Source organism: Pseudonocardia sp. (assembly GCF_025465255.1).
Classification (GTDB): domain Bacteria; phylum Actinomycetota; class Actinomycetes; order Mycobacteriales; family Pseudonocardiaceae; genus Pseudonocardia.
The window spans coordinates 1-24,037 of record NZ_JAODNI010000135.1; the positions used below are offsets into that span (position 1 = coordinate 1).

The 24,037-nt window shown below is 72.9% G+C and carries 24 protein-coding genes; 13 read left to right on the forward strand and 11 right to left on the reverse strand.

Going from position 1 to position 24,037, the window contains the following annotated elements; translation table 11 throughout:
* Window positions 1-875, reverse strand: an 875-nt coding sequence (locus JWP64_RS16395) for an alpha/beta hydrolase (RefSeq protein ID WP_297497567.1), incomplete at its 3' end; no start/stop codon positions are given.
* 135 nt (window positions 876-1,010) lie between these two features.
* Window positions 1,011-1,727 carry a dienelactone hydrolase family protein gene (locus JWP64_RS16400; RefSeq protein ID WP_297497570.1) on the reverse strand — a complete coding sequence of 239 codons (717 nt, stop codon included), beginning with the start codon at window positions 1,725-1,727 and terminating at the stop codon, window positions 1,011-1,013.
* Window positions 1,728-1,957: 230 nt separating this feature from the next.
* Here JWP64_RS16400 and JWP64_RS16405 point away from each other — a divergent pair, with 230 nt between their 5' ends.
* The 3 genes from JWP64_RS16405 to JWP64_RS16415 all read left to right on the forward strand — a co-directional run bounded on the left by JWP64_RS16405 (window position 1,958) and on the right by JWP64_RS16415 (window position 3,698).
* Entirely contained in the window at window positions 1,958-2,566 is a 609-nt protein-coding gene (locus JWP64_RS16405; protein ID WP_297497572.1) for a pyridoxamine 5'-phosphate oxidase family protein, read from the forward strand.
* A 15-nt stretch (window positions 2,567-2,581) separates the two neighbouring features.
* A complete protein-coding gene (locus JWP64_RS16410) occupies window positions 2,582-3,052 on the forward strand; it encodes a hypothetical protein (protein WP_297497575.1) in 471 nt (156 codons plus the stop codon).
* A 163-nt stretch (window positions 3,053-3,215) separates the two neighbouring features.
* On the forward strand, window positions 3,216-3,698 hold the full coding sequence (locus tag JWP64_RS16415) for a hypothetical protein (RefSeq protein ID WP_297497577.1): 483 nt from the start codon (window positions 3,216-3,218) through the stop codon (window positions 3,696-3,698).
* 40 nt (window positions 3,699-3,738) lie between these two features.
* On the opposite strand, the gene JWP64_RS16420 is transcribed toward JWP64_RS16415, so the two are convergent.
* Window positions 3,739-7,644, reverse strand: coding sequence for a bifunctional nitrate reductase/sulfite reductase flavoprotein subunit alpha (locus JWP64_RS16420; protein ID WP_297497580.1), 3,906 nt, complete (start codon window positions 7,642-7,644; stop codon window positions 3,739-3,741).
* Between the two features lie 144 nt (window positions 7,645-7,788).
* Here JWP64_RS16420 and JWP64_RS16425 point away from each other — a divergent pair, with 144 nt between their 5' ends.
* The 3 genes from JWP64_RS16425 (at window position 7,789) to JWP64_RS16435 (ending at window position 10,728) form a co-directional block, all read left to right on the forward strand.
* Window positions 7,789-8,844, forward strand: a complete 1,056-nt coding sequence (locus tag JWP64_RS16425) for an aldo/keto reductase (protein ID WP_297497583.1) — start codon at window positions 7,789-7,791, stop codon at window positions 8,842-8,844.
* 195 nt (window positions 8,845-9,039) lie between these two features.
* Window positions 9,040-9,825 carry a molybdate ABC transporter substrate-binding protein gene (gene modA, locus JWP64_RS16430; protein ID WP_297497585.1) on the forward strand — a complete coding sequence of 262 codons (786 nt, stop codon included), beginning with the start codon at window positions 9,040-9,042 and terminating at the stop codon, window positions 9,823-9,825.
* 78 nt (window positions 9,826-9,903) lie between these two features.
* Complete coding sequence (locus tag JWP64_RS16435; RefSeq protein ID WP_297497588.1) at window positions 9,904-10,728, forward strand: SDR family oxidoreductase; 825 nt, start codon at window positions 9,904-9,906, stop codon at window positions 10,726-10,728.
* Window positions 10,729-10,790: 62 nt separating this feature from the next.
* On the opposite strand, the gene JWP64_RS16440 is transcribed toward JWP64_RS16435, so the two are convergent.
* Both JWP64_RS16440 and JWP64_RS16445 read right to left on the reverse strand, forming a co-directional pair.
* Complete coding sequence (locus tag JWP64_RS16440; RefSeq protein ID WP_297497590.1) at window positions 10,791-11,507, reverse strand: M24 family metallopeptidase; 717 nt, start codon at window positions 11,505-11,507, stop codon at window positions 10,791-10,793.
* Window positions 11,508-11,550: 43 nt separating this feature from the next.
* The gene (locus JWP64_RS16445; protein ID WP_297497593.1) at window positions 11,551-12,915 is read right to left on the reverse strand and encodes an NAD-dependent succinate-semialdehyde dehydrogenase; all 1,365 of its coding nucleotides are present in this window, start codon (window positions 12,913-12,915) and stop codon (window positions 11,551-11,553) included.
* A 51-nt stretch (window positions 12,916-12,966) separates the two neighbouring features.
* Here JWP64_RS16445 and JWP64_RS16450 point away from each other — a divergent pair, with 51 nt between their 5' ends.
* Genes JWP64_RS16450 through JWP64_RS16460 form a run of 3 tightly spaced genes read left to right on the forward strand, consistent with a single transcriptional unit; the run spans window position 12,967 to window position 15,401 of the window.
* Entirely contained in the window at window positions 12,967-14,061 is a 1,095-nt protein-coding gene (locus tag JWP64_RS16450; RefSeq protein WP_297497598.1) for an FAD-binding oxidoreductase, read from the forward strand.
* Between the two features lie 34 nt (window positions 14,062-14,095).
* Window positions 14,096-14,368, forward strand: a complete 273-nt coding sequence (locus tag JWP64_RS16455; RefSeq protein WP_297497601.1) for a hypothetical protein — start codon at window positions 14,096-14,098, stop codon at window positions 14,366-14,368.
* A 37-nt stretch (window positions 14,369-14,405) separates the two neighbouring features.
* The gene (locus JWP64_RS16460) at window positions 14,406-15,401 is read left to right on the forward strand and encodes an NADPH:quinone reductase (protein WP_297497604.1); all 996 of its coding nucleotides are present in this window, start codon (window positions 14,406-14,408) and stop codon (window positions 15,399-15,401) included.
* On the opposite strand, the gene JWP64_RS16465 is transcribed toward JWP64_RS16460, so the two are convergent.
* The 5 genes from JWP64_RS16465 to JWP64_RS16485 all read right to left on the reverse strand — a co-directional run bounded on the left by JWP64_RS16465 (window position 15,402) and on the right by JWP64_RS16485 (window position 17,738).
* Complete coding sequence (locus tag JWP64_RS16465) at window positions 15,402-15,731, reverse strand: DUF3618 domain-containing protein (protein ID WP_297497606.1); 330 nt, start codon at window positions 15,729-15,731, stop codon at window positions 15,402-15,404.
* Complete coding sequence (locus JWP64_RS16470) at window positions 15,728-16,141, reverse strand: phage holin family protein (RefSeq protein ID WP_297497608.1); 414 nt, start codon at window positions 16,139-16,141, stop codon at window positions 15,728-15,730. The genes JWP64_RS16465 and JWP64_RS16470 overlap by 4 nt, the downstream gene beginning before the upstream one ends.
* 43 nt (window positions 16,142-16,184) lie before the next feature.
* Window positions 16,185-16,577 carry a hypothetical protein gene (locus JWP64_RS16475; protein WP_297497611.1) on the reverse strand — a complete coding sequence of 131 codons (393 nt, stop codon included), beginning with the start codon at window positions 16,575-16,577 and terminating at the stop codon, window positions 16,185-16,187.
* A 178-nt stretch (window positions 16,578-16,755) separates the two neighbouring features.
* Window positions 16,756-17,280, reverse strand: coding sequence for a PfkB family carbohydrate kinase (locus JWP64_RS16480; RefSeq protein WP_297497631.1), 525 nt, complete (start codon window positions 17,278-17,280; stop codon window positions 16,756-16,758).
* Window positions 17,220-17,738 carry a DUF6328 family protein gene (locus JWP64_RS16485; RefSeq protein WP_297497614.1) on the reverse strand — a complete coding sequence of 173 codons (519 nt, stop codon included), beginning with the start codon at window positions 17,736-17,738 and terminating at the stop codon, window positions 17,220-17,222. Before JWP64_RS16485 ends, JWP64_RS16480 begins: the two co-directional genes overlap by 61 nt.
* A 252-nt stretch (window positions 17,739-17,990) precedes the next feature.
* On the opposite strand from JWP64_RS16485, the gene JWP64_RS16490 reads away from it, so the two are divergent.
* Complete coding sequence (locus tag JWP64_RS16490; RefSeq protein ID WP_297497617.1) at window positions 17,991-19,121, forward strand: MsnO8 family LLM class oxidoreductase; 1,131 nt, start codon at window positions 17,991-17,993, stop codon at window positions 19,119-19,121.
* Window positions 19,122-19,183: 62 nt separating this feature from the next.
* Window positions 19,184-19,993: a DUF1684 domain-containing protein gene (locus tag JWP64_RS16495; protein ID WP_297497620.1), complete on the forward strand. Its 810-nt coding sequence runs from the start codon at window positions 19,184-19,186 to the stop codon at window positions 19,991-19,993.
* On the opposite strand, the gene JWP64_RS16500 is transcribed toward JWP64_RS16495, so the two are convergent.
* Complete coding sequence (locus JWP64_RS16500) at window positions 19,994-20,944, reverse strand: NADP-dependent oxidoreductase (protein ID WP_297497622.1); 951 nt, start codon at window positions 20,942-20,944, stop codon at window positions 19,994-19,996.
* A gap of 821 nt (window positions 20,945-21,765) precedes the next feature.
* Between JWP64_RS16500 and JWP64_RS16505 the strand changes: the two genes are divergently transcribed.
* Both JWP64_RS16505 and JWP64_RS16510 read left to right on the forward strand, forming a co-directional pair.
* The gene (locus JWP64_RS16505; RefSeq protein ID WP_297497625.1) at window positions 21,766-22,101 is read left to right on the forward strand and encodes a hypothetical protein; all 336 of its coding nucleotides are present in this window, start codon (window positions 21,766-21,768) and stop codon (window positions 22,099-22,101) included.
* A gap of 7 nt (window positions 22,102-22,108) precedes the next feature.
* Window positions 22,109-23,947 carry a hypothetical protein gene (locus tag JWP64_RS16510; RefSeq protein WP_297497628.1) on the forward strand — a complete coding sequence of 613 codons (1,839 nt, stop codon included), beginning with the start codon at window positions 22,109-22,111 and terminating at the stop codon, window positions 23,945-23,947.
* Window positions 23,948-24,037: the final 90 nt, after the last annotated feature.

Here is a 24,037-nt window from a genome sequence, read left to right on the forward strand (position 1 = left end):
CCCACGATCCGTTTCGTGATCTCGCTCGGCCGCTGCACGTGCATGAAGTGCCCGACGCCCTCGATCAACTCCGAGCGCGACCCCGGCCCGCAGTGGCTCGGGACCCGGTCCACCTGCTCCTGGGTCATGCCGTGGCAGCCGTCGTCGGTGCCGTGCAGGTAGAGCGTGGGCTGGGTGATGTCGTCGCCCCACGCGGCCGCCTGTTCGGCGGCCCACTCGGGTGAGCCGAACCGGGTGGGGTCGAACTGGCCCCAGTAGTAGCCGAGCGCGGCCTGGAAGTGCGCAGGATCGCGGATGCAGTCCTTCATCAGAGGGAGGTCCTCGGAGGCGTCGTAGCCGGGGGACCAGTCCGCCCAGATGTGGTCGATGAAGGCGAAGTCGTCGGCCGAGATCACGTCCTCGGCCACGCGCTGCATCTGGAAGTACCAGAAGTAGAAGGAGCGCTTGATCTGCTCGTACTTGACGATGTTCTCGCCGAAGATCGGGAACGGCGGGATGTTGACGACGACGCAGCGCGACCACCGGTCCGGCGCCTTCGCCGCCGCCCCCCACGCCCCGACCGCACCCCAGTCGTGGGCGATCAGCACCGCGTCCGAGCTGCCGCCGAGCGCCTCGTGCAGGGCGTTCTGGTCGTCGACCATCATGCTGCTGTGCACGTGGTGGCGGTCGGCGGGCAGCTCGGTCGGCGCGAAACCACGGCTGAACGGCGCGACCGCCCGGTATCCCGCCTCGGCGAGTGCCGGGAGCAGGTGACGGTAGGTGTGGGGCGAGTCCGGGAAGCCGTGCATGCACAGGGCGAGTGGCCCCTCGCCCGCCGTCAGATACGCGAAATCGAGGTTGTTCGCCCGAACCGTGCCCCGCTCGAACTCCTGCATCGCGATGCCTCTCCGCTCGTCCCGCCGCCCTGACCACTCTGGACATGATGCAGGTCACACGGAATGCTGCGATGGAAGGCGATCGTCGAGCGGCGCGGAAATGGGGCCGTGCAGCCCAGCGCGCTGCACCGACGGTCAGCGCGCCGGGGCGGCCAGGTGCTCGGTGAAGAACGCGTCGATCCGGGCCCACGCGTCCGCGGCGGCGACCGGCTCCGGGCCCATCCCGGCCACCCGGAGCAGCGGCCGCATGATCTTCGGGCCGCTCTCGCCACCGTTGAGGAAGGAGTGCCCGGCGCCCGGGTACTCCTTGACGTCGTGCGGCACGCCCGCCTTCGTCAGCGTCGCCTCGAGCTTCGCCGCGGCGCCGCGCAGGGAGACATCCTTGCCGCCGTAGCTCGCGACGATCGGGCAGGCGTTCTCGAGCACGGACTCGTCCCGGGGCAGGAAACCGTAGTTGGGCGCCGAGGCGTCGAAGTCGGGGGCGGTGAGCAGCGCGAACCCGCCGCCCATGCAGAAGCCGATGATGCCGACCTTGCCCGTGCACTCCGGTGAGGACCGCAGGTACTCGCGGCCGGTGGCGATGTCGTCGAGGGCGGGGCCCTTGCCGGAGACCAGGGAGCGGAAGGTCGAGACCAGGCAGCGGCGGGCGCCGCCGTTGCTGAACAGGTCGACGGCCAGGGTGAGGTAGCCGAGCCCGGCCATCGTCTCCGCGAGCCCGCGCTGCACGGGGTCGAGGCCGAACGCCTCGTGGACCAGCACGACGCCGGGCCACGGGCCCTCGCCGTCGGGGCGGACGAGGTAGCCGGTCAACCGGCGGGCGGCGCCGGGGCCGGCGAGATCGATGTCGGGCATGATCGGGAGCCTAGCTCTGCCGATCCGACCCGGATGGCTACCGCGTGCCGATGTCGAGCCGCGTGACCACCGGGGGAGCGGCGACGAGCTCGCCCGGATCGAGCAGGCCTTCGGGCCGACGCCAGGTCCCCGTCTTGCGTCGGCGTAACGGAGCGCCGGCGGACACGTCGCCGACGACGCCCACAGGGCACGATCATGGGGCCCGATGCGGCGGAGAGAGCGGGGCACAGGTGCGCGACGAGCTCGGCGGAAACCCGTTGGAGGTGCTGCGGCGCTGGGTCGACGAGGCCGGTGCGGCGGGCGTGCCCGCGCCCGGCGCCATGACGTTCGCGACGGCGGATGTGGACGGCGTCCCGCACGCGCGGACGGTCCTGGTCACCGAGATCGACGACGTGTCGTTGCGCTTCCACTCCTCGCTCCCGACCATGAAAACGCGGGACCTCGCGGTGAACCCGCAGGCCTCGGCCGTGTTCCACTGGCCGGCGCTCGGGCGCCAGGTGATCCTGCAGGGCCTCGCCGCGGAGCTCGACCCGGCGGTCGCCCGCGCCGCCTATCCCACGCGGCCCCGGCAGCTCCGGCTCGTCGCCTGGGCCTACGACGTCCTGGCCCCCACGCTCACCGCGCCGGACTACGCGGTGGAGCCCGGCGCCGTCGAGCGGGAGTTCGAGGCCGCCGCGGCCTCGGACCGCGATGCGGCGATGCCGGACAGCTGGACGACGATCCGGCTGGCGCCGGCGCGGATGGACTTCTGGCAGGCGGGCACGGAGACGACACCGCCGGGCAAGACGCGGTTCGTGGCGGAGGGCCCGACCTGGCGCGCGTTTCCCGTCCTGCCCTGAGGGAAGGATGACGGCATGGCACCCCTCGACGTCCTCGCCCGCGCTGCCGCTCTGGGTGCCGCTTCCGGCGGCCGCAGCACGGCGGGCATCACAGCCGTCACCCTGACCTCGCGGCCGGGCGACCCGTGGCCGGCGCGGTACCTCGGCGGGACCACGGCGAAGGTGTCGGCCGCGTTCTCGGCGCTCGCCGAGGCCGTCGTGGACAAGCTCCCCGGCGTCCCGTCGCGGACCGCCGCGGCGGGGCTCGCACCCCGTGTCGTGTTCGGCGCGACCGCGGGGGCGATCGCCACCCGCCGGAACGGCAGCACGGACCCGCTGGTCGTCGGCGGTGCGGCCGCGCTCGCGGGGGCGGCGTCCGTGGCCGCGGCGTTCGCGGGGACGAAGGCACGCGCGATCGCCGCGAAGCGGTTCGGGGCGGACCTTCCGGGCGCGCTCGCCGAGGACGCGCTGGTCGGGGTGCTGGCATGGTGGGGCTCGCGACGCTGAGGCTTCCCGGCGACCTGCCGACACAGGTACGGGTGCGTTCGCAATGCCTCCGCCCCCTCGTCGGTGCGAGGCATCGACGTGGGAATCTCTCGTCCTGCGTGCCCCGGTCCGGTGTGTCACCGTTCACACTCGACCCCTCCTGATCACGACGCAAAGGAGCACCGTGGACACCAGCAGGAAGTTGCAGGTCAGCAAGGTGATCGACGCGCCGGCGGCGGACATCTTCGCGATCCTGGCGAACCCCGACCGGCACCAGGAGATCGACGGTGCGGGCATGCTCCGCGGCGTCGAGGGCGAGGCGCAGCCGATCGCGGCGATCGGGCAGGTCTTCGTCATGAACATGCACCAGGACGCCCTCGGGGACTACCGGATGGTCAACTCGGTCACGGCCTACATGCCGGACGCCCGGATCGGCTGGGCGCCGCAGATCGACCCGAGCTGCGAGCTGGCGGCGAAGCTCGGGGACATGACGGTCGGCGGGCACACGTACACCTACGACCTGTCCGAGGGCGACGAGGGCACGACGGTCACGCAGACCTACGAGTGGATGAGCGTCAAGGACGAGCAGTTCGCGGCGATGTTGCCCGTGGTGTCCGAGGAGCAGCTGGCGGGGACCCTGGACCGGATCGCCGAGGCGGTGCGCTGAGCCCAGCGGTTGCCGTCGGTCGAGCCGGGGCCCGCCCCGGTCAGTACACGTCGCGGGAGTAGCGCTTCTCCGCGGCGAGCTTCTTGACGTACGCGGCGGCGCGCTCCTCGTCCATCCCGCCGTGCGTGGCGACGATGTCCCGCAACGCCCTGTCGACGTCCTTCGCCATCCGGGTCGCGTCCCCGCAGACGTAGAAGTGCGCGCCGTCCTCCAGCCATGCCCACAGCCGGGCGCCGTGCTCGCGCATGCGGTCCTGCACGTAGACCTTGTGCCGCTGGTCGCGGGAGAACGCGACGTCGAGGCGGCCGAGCGTGCCGTCGCGCTGCAGGCCGTCGAGCTCCTCGCGGTAGTAGAAGTCCGTCTCCCGGCGCTGCTCGCCGAAGAACAGCCAGTTGCGGCCCTGGTGACCGCGGGCGCGGCGATCGTCGAGGAAACCGAGGAACGGCGCGACGCCGGTGCCCGGGCCCACCATGATCATGGGCGTCGACGGGTCCGCGGGGGGCCGGAACCGCGGCGCGGGCTTCACGGACACCGCGGTCGGCCAGGCGTCCGCCGCGTCGGCCAGGAACGTCGAGCAGACGCCGCGGCGGGCTCGCCCGTGCCGGCTGGTGAACCGCACGACCGAGACCGTCAGGGCGACCTCGCGCGGGCTGGTCAACGGGCTAGACGAGATCGAGTACTGCCGCGGCGCCAGTCGTTTCGACACGTCCGCCCACTCCTGCGCGCCGGCGCGCACCGGGTACTCGGCCAGGACGTCCGCGGCCTGCCGGTCCCACGTCCACTTCGTCAGCTCGACGGTGTTGCCGGCGCGCAGCAGCTCCTTCAGGTGGTGGTCTCCGCGCCGGTCGGCGACGAAGCCGAGGAGCGCCGGGGTGATCCGCGTGATGTCCAGGTGCCGGTGCAGGGCCTCGGCCAGCGGGAACGTGCCGTGGTCTGGGACGTCGACCGTCTCGTCGCGGTCGAGGCCGGTGAGCGTGAGCCATTCCTCGACGAGGTCGGGGTGGTTCACCGGCCGCACGCCCAGCGCGTCGCCGGCCTCGTAGGCGAGGTCCGAGGCCGCCTCGAGGCGGAACTGCCGGACCTCCTTGGCCGAGCCGGGGAGGCTGAGCAACCGGGCCTCGGCCAGCGAGACGTCGACGGGCAGGTCCTTCGGGGCCCGCGCCGGGGGTTCGACGACAGGTGTCGTCGTGGTCGGGGAGCGTCGGACCGGGGCGGCGAGCGCCGCGAGGACCTCGTCGAGCCAGCCCCGGGCCTGCTCCTCGTAGTCCGGCTCGCAGTCCACCCGCTCGACGAGCCGGGTGCCGCCGAGCTCCGCCAGGCGCCGATCGACGCGCCGGCCGTGCCCGCAGAACTCGCTGTAGCTGGAGTCGCCGAACGCGAGTACGGCGAAGCGGACGTCGTCGAGCGGAGGCCGGTCCGAGGCGAGGGAGTCCCAGAAGTCCGTGCCGACGTCCGGGGCGTCGCCGTCGCCGAACGTGCTGGTGACGACGAGCAGGTCCGCGTGTGCGGGCACGGCGTCGGGGGAGAGGCTCCCCATGCCGGCGACCTTCGGGGCGAGCCCGCAGCCGGTCAGCGCCTCGGCGACGACCGCGGTGAAGTCCTCCGCGTTGCCGGTCTGGGAGGCCCAGAGCAGGAAGACCGGGCGGCTCTCGTCCGCAGGAGCGGCCTCGGACAGCCGGGAGTACGTCCCGGCCAGCAGCCCGTTCAGCCAGGTCAGGGTGTCCGGCGCGAACGGGGCGGCCGGGGGGAGGACGGGGACGGCCGCGGGTGCGGCTTCGGGCGCCACGGCGACCCGGGTCAGCGACACCGCGCACGCCTTCAGCTCGGGCTGGAACGACAGCGGATCCACCGCGTCGTTCGTGACCGCGTTGACCGCCAGGTCCTCGCCGAACAGGTCGTTCCAGTGGAACGGCGCGAAGCAGTTCCCCGGCCGCACCCGCTCGCTCACGACGGCGGGCAGCACCGCGCGGCCGCGCCGGGAGACGATCGCGACCGAGTCGCCCTCGCCGATCCCGTGCGCCCGGGCGTCCGCAGGGTGGATCTCGACGAACGGCCCCGGGTCGAGCGCGTTCAGCTTCGCGACCCTGCCGGTCTTGGTCAGCGTGTGCCACTGGTGCTGCAGCCGGCCGGTGTTGAGGACGAACGGGAAGTCGTCGTCGGGCAGCTCGGCCTGCGGCAGGTGCGGGCGAGGGAAGAACGCCGCGCGGCCGGACGCGGTGGCGAAGGAGAGCCGCGGCGTCGCGCCGTCGTCGGCCGTGCGCAGGCGTTGGCTGACGCCGTCGTTCAGGTATCGGACGGGGTTGCGGTCCGCGGAGCCCGGCGCGGCGGGCCACTGCACGGGGGCACCGCGCAGCCGCTCGTAGGTGACGCCGCGCAGGTCGTAGCCGGTCCCGGGGTTCCAGGCCTGCCTGATCTCCTCGAACACCTCCTCGGCGGAGGCGTAGGTGAACGCGTCCGCATAGCCCATCTCGCAGGCGACGCGGGCGATGATCTGCCAGTCCGGGAGTGCCTCACCGGGCGCCGGTACGGCGGGCCGCAGGAGCGTCAGGTTCCGCTCCGAATTGATCATCACGCCCTCGACCTCGGCCCACATCGAGGCGGGGAGCACGACGTCCGCGTAGGCGTTGGTCTCGGTGTCCGCGTACACGTCCTGGGTGACGACGAACTCGGCCGCCTCCAACCCGTCGAGCACGGCACCGCGGTTGGGGACGCTGGCGACGGGGTTCGTGCACACGATCCAGCAGGCCTTGATCTCCCCGGTCGTCATTCGCGCGAACATGTCGACGGTCCCGGAGCCGACGTCCGTACGCAGGGTGTCCCGCGGGACGTCCCAGAGCTCCTCGACGAACCGCCGGTCCGCCTCGACGAGCACCGAGCGCTGCCCGGGCAGGCCGGGGCCCATGTAGCCCATCTCGCGGCCGCCCATGGCGTTCGGCTGGCCGGTCAGCGAGAACGGTCCGGATCCGGGACGGCTGATCGCGCCGGTCGCGAGGTGCAGGTTGACCAGCGCGTTGGTGTTCCACGTGCCGTGCGTGCTCTGGTTGAGCCCCATCGTCCAACAGCTCATCCACTCGCCGGCCTCGCCGATCAGCCGGGCTGCCTCCCGGAGGTCCGCCTCGGCCAGCCCGGTGATCCGCGCGACGACGTCCGGCGGGTAGTCGGCGAGGAACTCCTCCATGGCGTCCCAGCCCTCGGTGAACTCGGCGACGAACTCCCCGTCGACGTGCCCGTTCTCGACGAGCAGGTGCAGCAGCCCGTTGAGCAGCGCGAGGTCGGTACTCGGGGTGATCCGGAGGAACAGGTCCGCCTTGTCCGCGGTCGCCGTCCGCCGGGGATCCACGACGATCAGCCGGGCGCCCGCCTTCACCCGGTCCATCATGCGGAGGAACAGGATCGGGTGGCAGTCCGCCATGTTCGCGCCGATGACCAGGAAGACGTCCGCCCGGTCGAAGTCGGAGTAGGAGCCGGGCGGGCCGTCCGAGCCGAGGGACTGCTTGTAGCCGGTGCCCGCGCTCGCCATGCACAGCCGCGAGTTCGACTCGATCCACCTCGTCCGCCAGAAGCCCTTGGCCAGCTTGGTCGCCAGGTACTGGGCCTCGAGGGTCATCTGCCCGGAGACGTACATCGACAGCGCGTCCGGCCCGTGCTCGTCGAGGATCGACCGCAGCCTGCGGGCGGTCCGGGTGATCGCCGCGTCGACCCCGGTCGGCTCGGGCCGCTCGCCGCGCGCGGCCCGGACGAGGCCGGTTCCCAGCCGTCCGTCCGCGACGAGCATCTCCGCGCTGCTGGCCCCCTTCGTGCACAGCCTGCCGAAGTTCGCGGGGTGGTCCTTGTCGCCTCTGACCTTGCGGATCCGCGGCACGCCGGCCGGGTCCTCCTCGATGTCCAGCACCATGCCGCAGCCGACGCCGCAGTACGAGCACACCGTCCTGACCGTGTCGCCCACGTCCTGCCTCTCACACGCCCGTCGTCCCGGACGACGCTAGGAACGGCCTGTTGCGGACATGTGACGATCAGTTGGCGCGGGTCGTCACATCCCCCTCACGCCGACGGCGGGCGGACCGTGATGACTCGTCGTACGGTCGGACGGATGGACTATCGCAGCCTCGGACGAACCGGAATGCAGGTCAGCCCCCTCTGCCTGGGAGCCATGATGTTCGGCGCGTGGGGGGAGCCGGACCACGACACGTCGATCGGGATCATCCACCGCGCGCTGGACGCCGGCATCAACTTCATCGACACGGCGGACGTCTACTCCCAGGGCGAGTCGGAGGTCATCGTCGGCAAGGCGCTGGCCGGCGGGAGGCGCGACGACGTCATCCTCGCCACCAAGGTCCACTTCCCGATGGACGTGCCCATGGGGGAGCCGGGCGGGGACCCGAACCGGCGCGGCAACTCGCGCCGCTGGATCGTGGCGGAGGTGGAGAACAGCCTCCGGCGCCTGCAGACGGACTGGATCGACCTCTACCAGGTGCATCGCCCCGATCCGGCGACCGACGTCGAGGAGACCCTCGCGGCGCTGACGGACCTGCAGCGGCAGGGCAAGATCCGGGCGTTCGGCTCGTCGACGTTCCCGGCGCACCAGGTCGTCGAGGCGCAGTGGACGGCGGAGCGGCGGGCCCTGGGCCGGTTCGTCACCGAACAGCCGCCGTACTCGCTGCTGGTCCGCGGGATCGAGGCGGACCTGCTGCCCGTCACCGAGAAGTACGGGATGGGCGTGCTGCCGTGGAGCCCGCTGGCCAGCGGCTGGCTGAGCGGGCGCTACCGCAAGGGGCAGCAGGTTCCGGAGTCGACCCGCAGCCGCCGGATGCCGGCCCGGTTCGACCTCTCGGACCCGGCGAACCAGCGCAAGCTCGAGGCCGCGGACGCGTTCGCGGTGCTCGCGGAGAAGTCCGGGATGTCGCTGGTGCACCTCGCGCTGGCCTTCGTCATGCAGCACCCGGCGGTGACCGCGCCGATCATCGGCCCCCGGACCATGGAGCACCTGGAGTCCCAGCTCGGCGCCGTGGACGTCACGCTGACCCCGGAGATCCTGGACGCGATCGACGAGATCGTCCCGCCCGGGGTGACTCTGTCCGGGGTCGACGAGGGGTACGTGCCACCGTCGCTGACGGACAAGTTCCTGCGCCGCCGACGCATCGCCTGACCCGCCGCAGTCCGCACGACCGGCCCTACCGGGGCCGCCCGCGCCTCGGGAGTGCCGGCCGTCGTGCGCGGGGAGAGAACACGCGATTGCGTCACACGGTTGCCCTTATCATCTGCGGATGCGGTCGAATGTGTCCCTGATGTGTGCAGGTGCGGCGACGCAACCAGCGGATCGACGAAGCGTGGAGGATCACCGATGAGACGTCTCGGGGCAGCAGCCGTGGCCGGTCTGGCCGTGTTGGCCGTGAGCGCGTGCGGTGGGGGTTCGAACACCGGGGCGGGTGCGTCGTCCGCCGCCCCGCCGGCCAGGACCCTGACCGTGTTCGCGGCGGCGTCGCTGAAGGAGACGTTCACCGCGATCGAGAAGCGGTTCGAGACGGACAACCCCGGCATCGACGTCCAGGTGAACTACGCCGGCTCCTCGGACCTCGCCCAGCAGATCGTCAACGGGGCCCCGGCGGACGTGTTCGCCGCCGCCAGCGACGCGACCATGAAGACCGTGACGGACGCAGGCCTCACCGCTGCGCCGCCGGCCGTCTTCGCGACGAACGTCCTGCAGATCGCCACCGCCCCGGGCAACCCGAAGGCCGTCGTGGGCTTCGCCGACCTGGCGAGGCCGGACCTCGAGGTCGTCGTCTGCGCACCCCAGGTGCCGTGCGGCGCGGCCGAGCAGGAGCTCGTGAAGTCCACCGGGGTCGCGATCACCCCGGTCAGCGAGGAGCCGGACGTCAAGTCGGTGCTGAGCAAGGTGTCCTCGGGCAACGCCGACGCCGGGCTGGTCTACGTCACGGACGTGACCGCGGCCAGGGGGACGGTGCAGGGCGTCAGCTTCCCGGAGGCGGCGAGCGCGGCGACGAACTACCCGATCGCCGTCACGAAGGACGCGCCGGAGCCGGAGCTCGCGCAGAGGTGGGTGGACGCGGTGACCGGCGACCTCGGCAGGAAGACGCTGGAGGCCGCCGGGTTCGGCGCGCCCGCCTGAGTATTCCCGCGACCGCGTACCGGGTTCCCCTTCTCACGAAGCCGGTGCGCGGCCGTCGGCGGAGGGTAAGCCGGAGGCATGAGTGCTAAGACCTGGTTCATCACCGGTGCCTCCCGCGGCTTCGGCCGTGAGTGGGCGATCGCCGCGCTGGAGCGGGGCGACTCGGTCGCCGCGACCGCGCGGGACACCGCAACCCTCGACGACCTCGTGGAGCGCTTCGGCGAGCGCCTCCTGCCCCTGAAGCTGGACGTCACCGACCGGGAGGCGGACTTCGCGGTCGTCAAGCAGGCACACGACCACTTCGGACGACTGGACGTCGTCGTCAACAACGCCGGGTACGGGCATTTCGGGCTGGTCGAGGAGATCAGCGAGGCCGAGGCCCGGGACCAGATGGAGACCAATCTGTTCGGGGCCCTCTGGGTCACCCAGGCCGCGCTTCCGTTCCTGCGCGAGCAGGGGTCGGGGCACATCCTGCAGGTGTCGTCGATCGGCGGGATCAGCGCGTTCCCGCTGGTCGGCATGTACCACGCGTCGAAGTGGGCGCTCGAGGGGATCAGCCAGTCCCTCGCCCAGGAGGTGGCCGGGTTCGGCATCAAGGTCACGCTGATCGAGCCGGGCGGGTTCTCCACGGACTGGGGCGGCTCGTCGGCCCGGCACTCCGAGCCGCTGCCGGCCTACGACGAGTTCCGCGCCCAGGCCCAGAAGCAGCGCGAGCAGCGGGTCTCGGCGCCGGGGGACCCCGCGGCCAGCGCGGCCGCCGTCCTGCGGATCGTCGATGCGGAGGAGCCGCCGCTGCGCGTCTTCTTCGGCGAGGCCCCGCTGGGGATCGCGACGAAGGACTACGAGTCCCGCCTCGCCACCTGGCGGCAATGGGAGGACGTCTCCAAGCTCGCCCAGGGGTGATGCGCCGAAGGCGCCCGTGCGCGGAAACCGTTGCCGGGGCGACGTTTCCGCGCACGAGCGCGTCAGCGCGAGAGGGTCAGCAGCTGCTCGTAGAAGCCGCCGATCTGCCGCTCCCGGTCCACCAGGTGGACCTCCAGGATCCAGTGGCACGTCCGGCCGGACGGGTCCGTACGCCGCATCGGGTGGTCGCTGCCGGGCGCGATGTAGCTCTCGATCCGCTCGCCGTCGATCAGCTCGTGCGGGAACTCGCCGACGAGGTGGCCGCTGTGCGCGCCGCCGAACTCCCAGCCCGCCTCCTCGGCCAGTCCCACGACGTGCGCGTACAGCTCGGCCCCGCTGATGTCCGGGTGGGCCTCGAAGTGGGCGCGGCCGGCGTCGAAGATCCTGGGCAGGTCGTCCCGGAGCCGCAGCTTCACCGGGTCTTCCCCGAGCACGAAGGTGCGGCCGAAGTCCGCCTCCCACTCGGCGAAGATCGGCCCGAAGTCCAGGAAGACGATGTCGTCCGCCTCGATCGTGCGGTCCGGCGGGTTCTCCTTGTACGGCTTCAAGGTGTTCGGTCCGGAGCGGACGACCCGCTTGTGCCAGTGCCTGTCCGTCCCGAAGAGCTCCGCGCCGAGATCCCGGACCCGGTCGCTGAGCTCCTTCTCGGACTCGCCCGGCGCGATCAGGCCGCGCCGCGCGACCTCCTCGAACAGGCCGACGGCCTTCCGCTCGGCCTCCACGAGACTGCGCGCACGCACGTCCTCGTCGACCGTGCCCTTCTCCTCGACTGCGCCCATGGTGTTCCCGCCCCTCCGGCCCGGCCCACCTTCGCGCCGAGCCCTACTCGATCCACACCGTCTTGGCGTTGACGAACGACCGCGGGCCGAAGTCCGCCAGCTCCCGACCGTAGCCGGAGTTCTTCACTCCGCCGAACGGAACCTCGGGCGTCGACTCGGTGACGCGGTTGACGTAGATCATCCCGGTCTCGATCTCGGTGACGAACCGCTCCTGCTCGGCCGGGTCGCGGGTCCAGGCGCTCCCGCCGAGCCCGAAGTCCGAGTCGTTGGCGATCCGGATCGCGTCCTCGACGTCGCGGGCCCGCCAGACCAGCGCGACCGGGCCGAAGAACTCCTCGCGGTGCCCGGACGAGCCCTCCGGGATGTCCGTGAGCAGCGTCGGCGGATAGAAGTTGCCGGGCCCGCCCGGCGGCTTCCCGCCGGTCAGCAGCCGGGCCCCGGCCGCGACGGTGTCCTGGACCTGCTTGTCGAGGGTCTCGACGGCGTCCGGGCTCGACAGCGGGCCCATGTCCGTCGACTCGTCCCGCGGGTCCCCGAGCTTCAGGGCCTCCAGCTTCGCGACCATCCGCCGGACGAACTCGTCCGCGACCTGCTCGTGCACGATGAACCGCTTCGCGTTGATGCAGGACTGGCCGTTGTTCAGGGTGCGCGAGGCGACGGCGTTGTCGACGGCGACGTCGAGGTCCACGGACGGCATGACGACGAACGGGTCGCTCCCGCCGAGCTCCAGCACGCTCGTCTTGATGTTCCGCCCGGCGGCGGCCGCGACCTCGCGGCCCGCCCCCTCGCTGCCGGTCAGCGTCACGGCCCGCACCCGCACGTCGTCGAGGATCGCCTCGACCGCGGCGGACGGGACGAGCAACGTCTGGAACGCGCCCTCGGGGAACCCGGCCCGCCGCAGGACGTCCTCGATCGCCAGGGCGCACTGCGGGACGTTCGACGCGTGCTTGAGCAGCCCGACGTTTCCGGCCATCAGCGCGGGAGCGGCGAACCGGAACACCTGCCAGTACGGGAAGTTCCACGGCATGATCGCCAGTACGGGTCCGAGCGGCTGGTACCGGGTGAACACCCGGGCGCCCTCGACGTCGTGCGGCAGGTCCGCGAGGATCCCCTCGGCGTGGTCGGCGTACCAGCGGCAGCCCTTCGCGCACTTGTGGATCTCCGCGATCGCGGACGCGAGGGTCTTGCCCATCTCCAGCGTCGCGAGCCCGCCGAGCTCCTCGGCCTCCTCGTCCAGGATCTCCGCCGCGCGCCGCAACCAGCCCGAGCGCTGGGCGAACGTCGTGGTCCGGTACGTCCGGAACACCTCCGCCGCCGTCTGCAGCCTCTGCTCCAGCTGCGCGTCCGTCAGCGCGTCGAAGGTCCTGATCGTCTCCCCGGTGGCGGGGTTCGTCGTCGCAATGGCCACGTCGGTCGGCTACCCCGGGCCACCCGCGCGCAACCGTGTGAGGATCCGGGGATGGATCCGCAGCCGAGGGTGGCGGTGGTCGGCGCCGGGATCGTCGGCCTGTGCACGGCGTACGCGCTCGTGGAGCGGGGCGTGCCGGTCCGCGTGTACGAGCAAGGGGTGCCGGGCAACGCGCAGTCCGGCGGCCACGGCCGGATCTTCCGGCACGCGCACGTCGATCCGCGGCTCGTCGCGGACGCGCAGGACAGCCGGGCGATCTACACGGAATGGGGTCAGAGCCTCGGCGTCGAGCTGGTGTCCGGAGACGGCGCGCTGGCCATCGGCCCGGCCGTGGAGACCCACCTGCCGCGGCTGCGTCGCGCCGGGGTCCCCGCGCGCCGCGTCGGCGCCGCCGAGCTCGCCGAGCTGCTGCCCCCGCTCGCCGGCTTCGACGGACCCGCGATGATCGACGAGCAGGGCGGCTCGATCCGCACGGCCGCGGCGGTCCGCGCGCTGTCGGAGGCACTGGGCGAACGGCTCGTCGCCGACGAGGTCCTGACGGTGCGCCCGACCGACGCCGGCGACGTCGAGGTGCGCAGCGGCGGGCGCACGGACCGCTACGAGCGCGTCGTCGTGTGCGCCGGCCGCGGCACCGCGGAGCTCGCCCGCGACCTCGGCCTCTCGCTCCCGATCCGGCACGGCGCCCACGTGCGGCTGACCTTCGCCGTGCGCGGCGGCCCGGCGCCGAACCTCGCCACCCTCCAGGACTCCAGCGGGGACTTCGGGGAGACGGGTGCCTACGCCTCGGCGATCCCCGGCAACACCGCGTACGGAGTGGGCCTGAGCGAGTCCTGCGTGGCGCGGGAGGACGGCAGCCTGCTGGACCCGCCGGCGCTCGCGGACCTCGCGGACCGGACCGTCGACTACGTCCGGAAGGCGTTGCCGGGCTTGTCTCCCGACCCCGTCGACGTCCGGCACTGCCGGGTCACCGAACTCCCGTGGGGCTCGGACGGGATCGCGGTCTGGGAGCGGGACGGGGTGCTGTTCCCGGCCGGGCACAACCTGTTCAAGCAGGCCCCGGGCCTGGGCCGGAAGCTGGCGGCCGCGGCGGACGGCGGGGAGCTGCCGCAGGCGCTGCGGCCGGAGGCGGAACTCGGCGCGGCGTAGTTCACGCCGGGCGCCCGCGGGGTACCCGCGCCCCATGAGCAGGCATGAGGCACGGGTCAGTGAACGGTCCGTTCCCGGCATCGGGGGACCCGGTTCCGTCGAGAGCGCCCCGGACGGGCAGAGCGCGCTGCGTCTGCACGCCGGCATCGCCGCCATTGCGACGATCCTGTGCGCGTTCGTCACCGGGATCTTCGTCTGGCTGGGCGCGATGGTGCCGGCGATCGTGTTCGGCGTGATCGCGCTCGGCTGCCTGGGAATCCTCGCCTGGGCGATCACGCGGCGGCGCAGGGCCGCGCCGCGTCCCTAGAGGCGTGGGGCGACCCGGCGCCGGGTAGGCGGCGGGCATGAAGGCTGTCACCTACACCCGAACCGGCCCTGCCCGGGACGTCCTCGAGCTCGCCGAGGTCGAACGGCCGGAGCCCGAGGCGGGGGAGGTGCGCGTCCGGATCCGCGTCTCCGCCGTCAACCCGACGGATGTCAAGACCCGCTCCGGCGCCACCCCCCGCCCCTTCCGCGGCATCCGGATCCCGCACCAGGACGGCGTCGGCGAGATCGACGCCGTCGGCGACGGCGTGGACGAGAACCGCGTCGGCCAGCGGGTCTGGGTCTGGCTCGCCTCACCCGGCGGACCCGGACGCCCCGAGATCACGGAGTGGGGGACCGCGGCCGAGTGGACCGTCGTCCCGGAGTCCCAGGCCGTCCCGCTGCCGGAGTCCGCGTCCGAGGAGCTCGGTGCCTGCCTGGGCGTGCCGGGCATGACGGCGTACTACTGCCTGTTCGCCGGCGGCTCGATCGCGCAGAGCACCGTGCTGGTCGCGGGCGGCGCCGGCGCGGTGGGGCACTTCGCGGTCGAGCTCGCGAGCTGGGCCGGGGCGACGGTCGTCGCGACGGTCAGCGGGCCGGAGAAGGCCGGACAGGCGCGCAAGTCCGGGGCCGACCAGGTCGTCAACTACCGGGAGCCCGACGCCGCCGACCAGATCAAGACGACGGCGCCGGCGGGGATCGACCGGATCGTCGAGGTCGCGCTCACCCACAACCTGGCCCTCGACCTCGAGGTCGCCGCCCCCGGCGCGACGATCGTGACCTACGCCGCCGGCCCCGAGGACCCCACGATCCCCGTGCGCTCCTGCATGAGCAAGAACCTGACGCTCGCGTTCGTGCTGCTCTACGGCGTGCCACGGGAGGAGCTGCGGCAGGCCGCGGTCGACCTGACGGTGGCGGCGTCCGAGGGTGCGCTCACCGCGCTGCCGGTACATCGCTTCCCGCTCGAGGACGTCGCGGCCGCGCACGAGGCCGTCGAGGCGGGCGTCAACGGGAAGGTCCTCGTCGACGTCCCGTGATCAGCGGCGGCGGCGGCCGCGCAGCACGAGGAGACCCACGACGGCACCGATCGCGGCCACCACCGCGAGCAGGGGCCGTCGGTCCGGCTCGGCGCCGATCGCCTTGACCTTCTGCACCGCGGTCCGGCCCAGGTCCCGGGCCTGTGCGAGCACCTCGGTGCCCTTCACGCGCGCCTCCTCCACGACGCGGCGGGTCTCGGCCTTCGCCCGGGCCGGGACGTCGACGCGGTCGGCCAGCTCGGCCACGGTCTCGCCCAGCAGCTCGCGCTCGACGGCGATCCGGGCCCGCAGCTCCTCGGTCGACGCCGGTTCGTTCGCGGGCTCGGTCATCGCCGCACCTCCTCCTTCAGGACACGGACGTCCTCGCGGGTGCTGTCGATCGCCTGCTCCGGCTTCGGCGGGGTGGCGCGGCTGATCCGGCTCTTCGCGACCAGGGCCAGGATGCCGCCGATCACCAGCAGCACCGCGCCGACGATCAGCGCGGCCGCCCACACGGGCAGGACGAGCGCGAGTGCGGCGATCGCCGCGGCGATGAACGCGAGCCCACCGCCGAGCGCGAAGAGCGTCCCGGCGCCGGCCAGTCCGGCGCCGATCCCGATCGCCTTGCCCTTGGCGGTCATCTCCGCCCTGGCGAGCGCCATCTCGTCGCTGACGAGCGTGCGGGTCTGCTCCGAAAGCCTGCGTACCAGCTCCGCGGTGGAGACGTCCGGTGGTGACGAAGTCTGTGCGGGATCGGTCATACCGGTCCGTACCCGCACCACGCAGGGCTAATCGCCCTCGGGCCTAGGCGGGGTGGACCGGACGCACCGGACGGCGGCGCCCGGTCGGCCACGCGGGCTCACGGCAGCGCTCGGTCGGCGACGCGGGCTCAGGGGACGTCTGCAGCTGCGTGACGACGACGGCGGCCCTCGCCCGACGGGGCGGCCGTGGCGTGGCAGCGGGCCGGCCGTCCGCGCTGTGCGGCGCGGCGCCCGACGCGTTCCGCCGCGCGCGCACCGTCACGTGGACCGTGGCCGCGAGGGCGATCGCCGCGGGCAGGACCGCGAGCGGTATCGGTGCGAGGTACAGGGCGCCGAGCAGCGTCGGCGGGACCAGCGCGAGCAACAGACCGGTGCCGCCGACGATCATCAGGAGCCGCCGCAACCGGCCCGTCGGGGCGGTGACGGGAACCCACACACCGCTGTCGCCCGCCTCGGTGGCCGTCCGTCGCAAGCGGGCGCCCGATCGCCGGGCGAGGGCCGGTTCCGATGATCGTTCCATGATCGGGCCTTTCGACGTCGCGACAAGGATTGATTACCCGTCGGGAACGCCGATGAGCGCTGTGACACCTCACACGATCGAGTGGGATCCGCGATCACCCGTCCTCGTCGAACGCGGTAATCCGGACCCGGTGCGCCAGGATCTCCACCGCCGTGGCACCGCCCGTCCCCAGGCCGTGGCGGACGGCGTCGAGGGCGCCGCAGGCCGCGCCGATGCGCAGCGCGGTCTCCGACGGGTCGCCCTTCGCGAGGCAGGCCGTCATCCCGGCGGTGAGCGAGTCTCCGGCGCCGCGCGGTTCCATCGGCCCGAGCGGCGGGGAGTGCACGAGCTGGACCTCCTTGTCCGCGGACAGGCGAGCGCCGATCCCCGGCCCGCGTGACCCCCCCGGCCAGCCGCCGGTAGAGCGAGGGCGGCACCACTTCCTCGGAATGCGGGCCGGAGAGCAGCACCGTGCTGCACTCCAGCCCGGACGCCAGCGTCGAGCTCGTCGAGCTCGTGCCGGTCGAGCGCGGCCGCGTACTCCGCGGCGAGCTACCCACGGTGTCCGATCGCCATGCCTCAGCGTGACTCCCTCTCGCGCCGGGCGCGGCGGCGTTCGCGCAGGGGCAGCGCGCCCCAGAACGCCACGAAGACGGCGAGGGTGACGGCGGCGGCGACGATGCCGGTGGACAGCCCGGCGACCGTGTCGAAGATCAGCAGGACGACGCCCGTGACGGCCAGCGCCAGCATCGTCAGCCCCGCCACCGCGAGCCGCTGGCCCAGAGCGACGAGCGCACGTCGGGCGTGGAGGCGGAACAGCGCCCGGTGGGCGGCGACCGGCGCGACCAGCAGCGCCGTCGCCGTGACCGACAGCGCCACCGTGACCAGGTAGAGCGTCCGCTGGAAGTCGCTGAGCGTGCTGAACCGCTGCTGGAACGGCACGGTCAGCAGCAGGCCGGTGAGCAGCTGGACGCCGGTCTGTACCACCCGGAGCTCCTGCAGCAGGTCCGACCAGTTGCGGTCCAGGCGTTCGGTCGGCGTCTCGTTGCGCTCCGTGCGGTTCCAGTCCGCGTCGGCCGCCCCGTCGTCGTCGAACATGTCGTCTCCCGCCACCGTGGCCCCGGCGTGATTCTCCTGTGCGGCGGGACGGTGGGGGAAGGCCCTCCATGGTCCTCGCTCGCTCCCGTCGTTGACACCCCGGAGGGCGAGGGGTTGAGTCGGAAGGGTGTTCACGGGTGTCCGGCGGCTGCACGTCGACCTGCTCCGCGTCGCCGGCGCGCGCTGTCGCGGCTGAAGGAGTCGCCCAGTGCCCGTCGGACGGGCCGCTCCCGTCCGGACCCCGGAGGAACCATGAACACGCCGGTCCCGCTCTCCGTCCTCGACCTCTCGCCCGTGCCCGCCGGGTGCACGGCGGGCGACGCGCTGCGCAACACGATCGAGCTCGCCCAGGCCGCCGAACGCGCCGGCTACCACCGCTTCTGGGTCGCCGAGCACCACCTCAACACCGGCGTCGCGTCCTCCTCGACGCCCGTCCTGGTCGGCCTGCTCGCGGCGGCCACCGAGCGGATCCGGGTCGGCTCGGGCGCGGTGCAGATCCCGAACACGTCACCGCTGCAGGTCGCCGAGCAGTTCGGGACCGTCGCGGCGCTGCACCCCGGCCGCGTCGACGTCGGGCTCGGCCGGTTCGACCTGCACCGGATCCTGCGGCTCATCGAGCGCGGCCGGGCTCACGCGGGCGACCTCCCGCCACCACCCGAGGCCCGGACCGTCGACGGGCTCCTGCTCCCGTCGCCCAGCCGGTACGCCGGGGACCTCGCGCAGTTCGCGGCGCTCGGCGCGCTGCTCGGGTTCCGCGCGGACGACCCGCGGCCGGACTACGCGGCGGCGGTCGCGGACGTCCTGTCCTACTTCGACGGGACGGCCGTGCGCCCGGACGGGGCGCCTCTGCACGTCCTCCCGGCCGAGGGCGCGGACGTCGAGGTCGCCGTGCTGGGCTCGACCCCGGGCGTCAGCGCCGAGGTGGCGGGTGCGCACGGGCTGCCGTTCGCGGCGAGCTACCACCTCGTCCCGCACCTGGTGCTCGAGACGATCGACGCCTACCGCGCGGCGTTCCGGCCCGGCCGGGTCGCGCGGCCGTACGTGATCGTCTCGGCGGACGTCGTGGTGGCGGACGACGACGAGCGCGCCCGCGAGCTCGCCGCCCCGTACGCACAGTGGGTCCTGGACATCCGCGCGGGCCGCGGCGCCCGTCCCTACGTGACGCCCGCGCAGGCCCGCGCCCGCGAGTGGACGCCCGCGGAACGCGCGGGCGTCGCGGACCGGGTGGAGACCCAGTTCGTCGGGTCCCCGGCGACCGTCACCGAGAAGCTCGAGGCGCTCGCCCGCGTCACCGGCGCGGACGAGCTGCTGATCACCACCATCACCACCGACCACACCGACCGGCTCCGCAGCCACGACCTCCTGGCCAAATCCTGGCTGTGAGCGCGCAGCCTCGCTAGAACGAGGTTGCGCGCGCACAACCCTTCTCAACAGGGAGAACTCCTATGACGACCACCGAGCACACGCTCGTCGCGGACTGGGCGTCCTGGCACGCCGAGCGCGAGGAGCTGCTCCGCGAGCCGCACGGCTGGCTCAGCCTCACCGGGTTGTACTGGCTGGACACGAGCCCCGCGCAGTACCCGGATCTCCCCGGCACCTGGCGGGCGGACGGCACGGGCGGTGTCGAGATCACCGCCGCCGCGGCCGACGGGCTCGAGGTCGACGGGAGTGCCGTCGACGGGACCGTGCGGGTCGAGCCCGTCGACGGCCTGCCCGGCGCACTCGTCGGGGTCGGCGAGCACAAGGTCGAGGTCATCCGCCGCACGGACACCTACGCCCTGCGCGTGCGGGACCCGGAGGCGATCACCCGGACGGCGTTCGACGGCGTCCCGACCTACCCGGTCGAGGAGCGCTGGGTGGCGACGGGCCGGTTCGAGGCGTACCCGGAGCCGACGCCGATCACGGTGGACGCCGTGGTCGAGGGGCTGAACCACTACTTCACCGCGGTCGGCGAGGTGACCTTTTCCCTCGGCGGCGCCGAGCAGCGACTGGTCGCCCTGCCCGGCAAGACGGGTGGCCTGTCCCTGCACTTCCGGGACGGGACGTCCGGGCGCGGCACCTACGGCGGCGGCCGCATCCTGGCCCTCGCGGACCCGGGGGAGGACGGCACGGTGACCGTCGACCTCAACCGGACCGTCAACCTGCCCTGCGCCTTCACCGCCCACGCCACCTGCCCGCTGCCGCCGGCGGGCAACACGGTCACGGTGCCCGTCGAGGCGGGAGAGAGGACGCCGCCGCGCCCGGACCTCGCCTGATCACGAGTCGGGGAGCAGCACGACCTTGCCGCCCGGATGCCCGCCCTGCACCAGCCTGACGGCGTCCGCGGCCTCGGTCAGCGGGAACGTCGCGGAGACGGGGATCGTCAGGTCTCCGGAGGCCGCCGCCGGGAGCAGCCGCCGCCAGGCGTCGCGGCGGATCTCGGTGCCCGGGTCGGCCCCGGGTGCGCCGCCGAGGAGCCGGATGCCGGTGTCCGCCCGCCCGAACGCGGCGATCGTCGCGATCCGCCGGCGGTCCTCGACCAGCTCCAGTGACACGTCGACGGCCTCGTCCGTGCCGACGGTGTCCACCGCCGCGTCGACGCCGCCGGGGGCGGCCGCGCGGACACGGTCCACCAGTCCCGGCCCGTACGCCACGGGGATCGCGCCGTAGCCGCGGAGCACGTCGTGCTGCCGCTCGCTCGCCGTGGCGATCACGGTCGCCCCGGTCTCGACGGCGAGCTGTACGGCGATCTGCCCGACGCTGCCGGAGCCGCCGTGGATCAGCACGGTGTCGCTCTTCGCCACGCCGACGACGGCGAGGGCGTGTACAGCCGTCGCCCCGGCCAGGAGGGCGCCGGAGGCCTCCGCCCACGGCACCTCCGCCGGCTTCGGCACGACCGTCGACGCGGGCACGGTCACGGCGTCCGCGAAGGCGCCGGTGACGGGGTAGACCACCACCTCGTCCCCCGGGGAGACCGGCCCGGCGGGCCCCTCGGCGTCGTCGCCGACCGCGGTGACCACACCGGCTAGCTCGCTCCCGACGGGCTGGGGCAGCGTCGAGGGATCCGAGCCCATGGCGCCGCTGAACCTCTTGAAGTCGATCGGGTTGATCGCCGCGGCGCGGACCTGGACGGTCACCTCGCCCGCACCGGGGGCGGGGACGTCGGCGGGGACGACGGACAGGACCTCGGGCCCGCCGAAGGCGGTGGCCACGACCTTGGTTGCCATGCCGTGGGCAACCACCCGGGGCGCGGGCTGATTCCGGTGGTCGGGTGCCGGGCGCGCCGGGATCGCCCGCGCCGGGATCGCCCGTGGCGCAGGAGCTCGCCGAGCCGGCAGCGGCCAAGGCAGAACACGGCTCGGTGGAGCGCTGCGTTCCATTCGTGACGAAAGAATGTCCGGACCTCTGCCCGGTCTTTCCGAACAGTCGTTCCAGGAATCGAGAAAAGGCTCGGAAAAGAGCCGCTCGACACGGCTGTGATCTGCGTTCTTCACGCTATCGAGTGAAGAGGGGACGGAACGGGAACCTGCCCGATTCCTATCGATAAATCCGCTTCGGTACGCCCTGCCGCTCTCCCACCTCCCGTCTCACCCCGCTGGATCACACGCCGCCGCTGCAGCCTTCCGGGGGGCCGATTGACGCCCGAACGGAGCAACTGCAAGAGTCAGCGGCATGCACCCGCCCCGCCGACTGGCCTGTCGACGCCACGTCGACCTGCGCCGTCAGGCGAGCGCGCTGTGTCCGCGGTCGATCTGATCCACCCTCGACCGACCACGTGTCCCGGCCGGCCCGGCCTTGTGATTCGGTGAGGCCCGGGCCCGTGCCCGGCCGGTCGACGTGATTCCGCCCGGGTAGTCCCAGGCGCCGTCGACGGGTCCGTCGATCGTCCCCCGCCACCGTTTCCGTGCCCGGGACGGCCGCCCCACCCACCTTTACCGGATGCTTTCCGCCCGGCCCGGCGGGCTTTCCTCCTGCGCGGAGAAAAGCCTCGAACCGGTCCGGTGAGCTGTCCGGAACCGCTCCCCGTCAGATGAAGGAAGAAGAGAAGATGCGTTCCCCGATCCGATCCCGCGCCCTGCGCGCGGTCGCCGGCGGTGCGGTGCTGGCCGGTGTGGCCGTGCTGGCCGCCGGTGCTCCCGCGCTGGCGGCGACCCCCGAGGTCCCGACGGCCGGGCTGCCGCTCCCCGCGCTGCCCACCTCCCCGGCCGAGGACCCCGCCGACGGCCCCGCTCCGGCCCCGACCGCGCCGTACGTCGAGTCGTCGTACACCGCGTTCGACGCCGGTGACGTGCTGAACCAGCTGAGGGACTTCACCCCGGCGGGCGTGCCCCTCGCCGGGCTGGTCCAGTCCGCGGCCGGCACGACCAAGCTCATCCCGAGCTGAGGCGGCGATGCGGACACCGAAGCCGGGGCGCAAGGTCGCCCTCGGTCTGCTCGCCGTGGGTGTGGTCGTCGGGGTCACGGCGCTGCCCGGCACCGGGAACGCCTACGCGGACATCGCGACCCAGCGCTCGGACGTGACCGGCGCCGACGGCAAGAACTACTGGGTCGAGAACCACGTCGACCAGGCGGCGGTGCAGGAGGCCCAGGACGCGAACGGCGGCAAGCGGCCCGAGTACCTGGTGGTCTGGGCCGGTGACGAGAACGTCGCGGACACCGTGGTGCCGGACGTGAAGGGGCTTCCCGGCTCACTGTCGAACACCGTGGACAAGGTGCGCAACGACCTCCCCGGGCCGGACTTCATGGCCGTCATCGACGCCACCCAGGGCTCGCCGACGTACGGCAAGATCGTCAACACCGCCACCGTCGGCCCGCTGGTGGAGAACGAGCCGCACCACACGCAGTACGCGTGGCACAAGGGCGACAAGATCTACGCCGGTGGCCTGTTCAGCGCCGCGACGTACGTCTTCGACGTGAAGAACCTGCCCAACCTGACGCTCTCCGGGATCAGCCTGCCCACCCAGACGCTCTGTGGCTCCGTGCCCGATGCGTACTGGGTGATGAAGGACGGCACGGCGTACGGCACGTACATGGGCGGACCGGTCGTCCCGGGGCCCTGCACGTACTCGAACGGCGAGGTGCGCACGGGCAACGGCTTCGCCGGCACCCCCGGCGAGGTGGTGCGCCTGAGCGAGGACGGGAAGAACCTCGCCGAGGCGCCCGCTGCGACCACCACCCCCGAGGACCCCACGCAGTGCCTGAACATGCCGGCGCTCTCGCAGCCCAGCTGCGCGAACCCGCACGGCATCCAGGTCCGCGAGGACCTGAACGCGATGGTCACCAGTGACTACGCCGAGCCGCGGACCATCATCCTCGACCCGGTGAGGTCCCCGTCGCCGTACCTGCGCCGCCCGACCGTGCGGACCTGGGACATCACCGACCGGAACCACCCGAAGGTCAAGGCCGTCTCCTACCTGCCGACGGGCCCCCGCTCGAACGCGACCGACCCGCTGCACAACGAGAACCGGGCCGCGATGGAGACCACGGTGACGAACCTGCCCGGGCACAAGGGCGCGTTCGCCGAGACCATGCAGGGCGGCGCGATCTTCTACACCGCGGACATCACGGCGGAGAACCCGGTGTGGCGCGAGGTCTTCGACAACACCGCCGTCGGCGACCTGGTCGACCCGCGCTCGAAGAACTTCGGCCCGAGCGACAACGGCGGCTGGCTGCAGACGAGCCCGGACGACCGGACGCTCTACCACGCGGTGATGGGCCGCAAGGCCGGGACGTTCGGCAAGGACGACCCGGGCGCGTCCGGCGGTGTGTTCGCGCTGGACATCTCGAAGCTGGTCGACACCGGCGACGGCTACGCCTGCTCCGTCGACACCACCGAGGAGATCATCGCCGGTGGGGCCGAGGCGGACTGCCCGACGGTCCGCGGCGCGGTCCCGATCAACGAGGGCACGTCCGCGGGCGGCCCGCACTGGGGCGCGCTGGACAACTTCACGATCGGCGACGACGGCTTCTACCACGAGACGGACCAGCCGCGGCGACTCGCGACGGCGGACTACTTCGTCGCGCGCACCGGCCTCGACGGCGAGCATCGCGTCTGCCTGGTGGACATCGACCCCGACGGGGCGTTGACCCTCGACCAGGGCTTCACGGACGAAGTCTCCGGCAACACCTGTGTCAACTTCAACCGGAAGAGCTGGCCACACGGCTCCTTCGGCAACGCGAAGCCGCACTCGATGCTCTTCGTGACGGCTGATGCCGACGTCAAGGACTGACCGGTCCCGGGGGCCCCGCGCCGCGCGGCGCCCCCGGGCGGCCGCGGTCGCCCCGGTGGTCCTCGCCCCCCTGCTGGGCGGCGGGGGCAC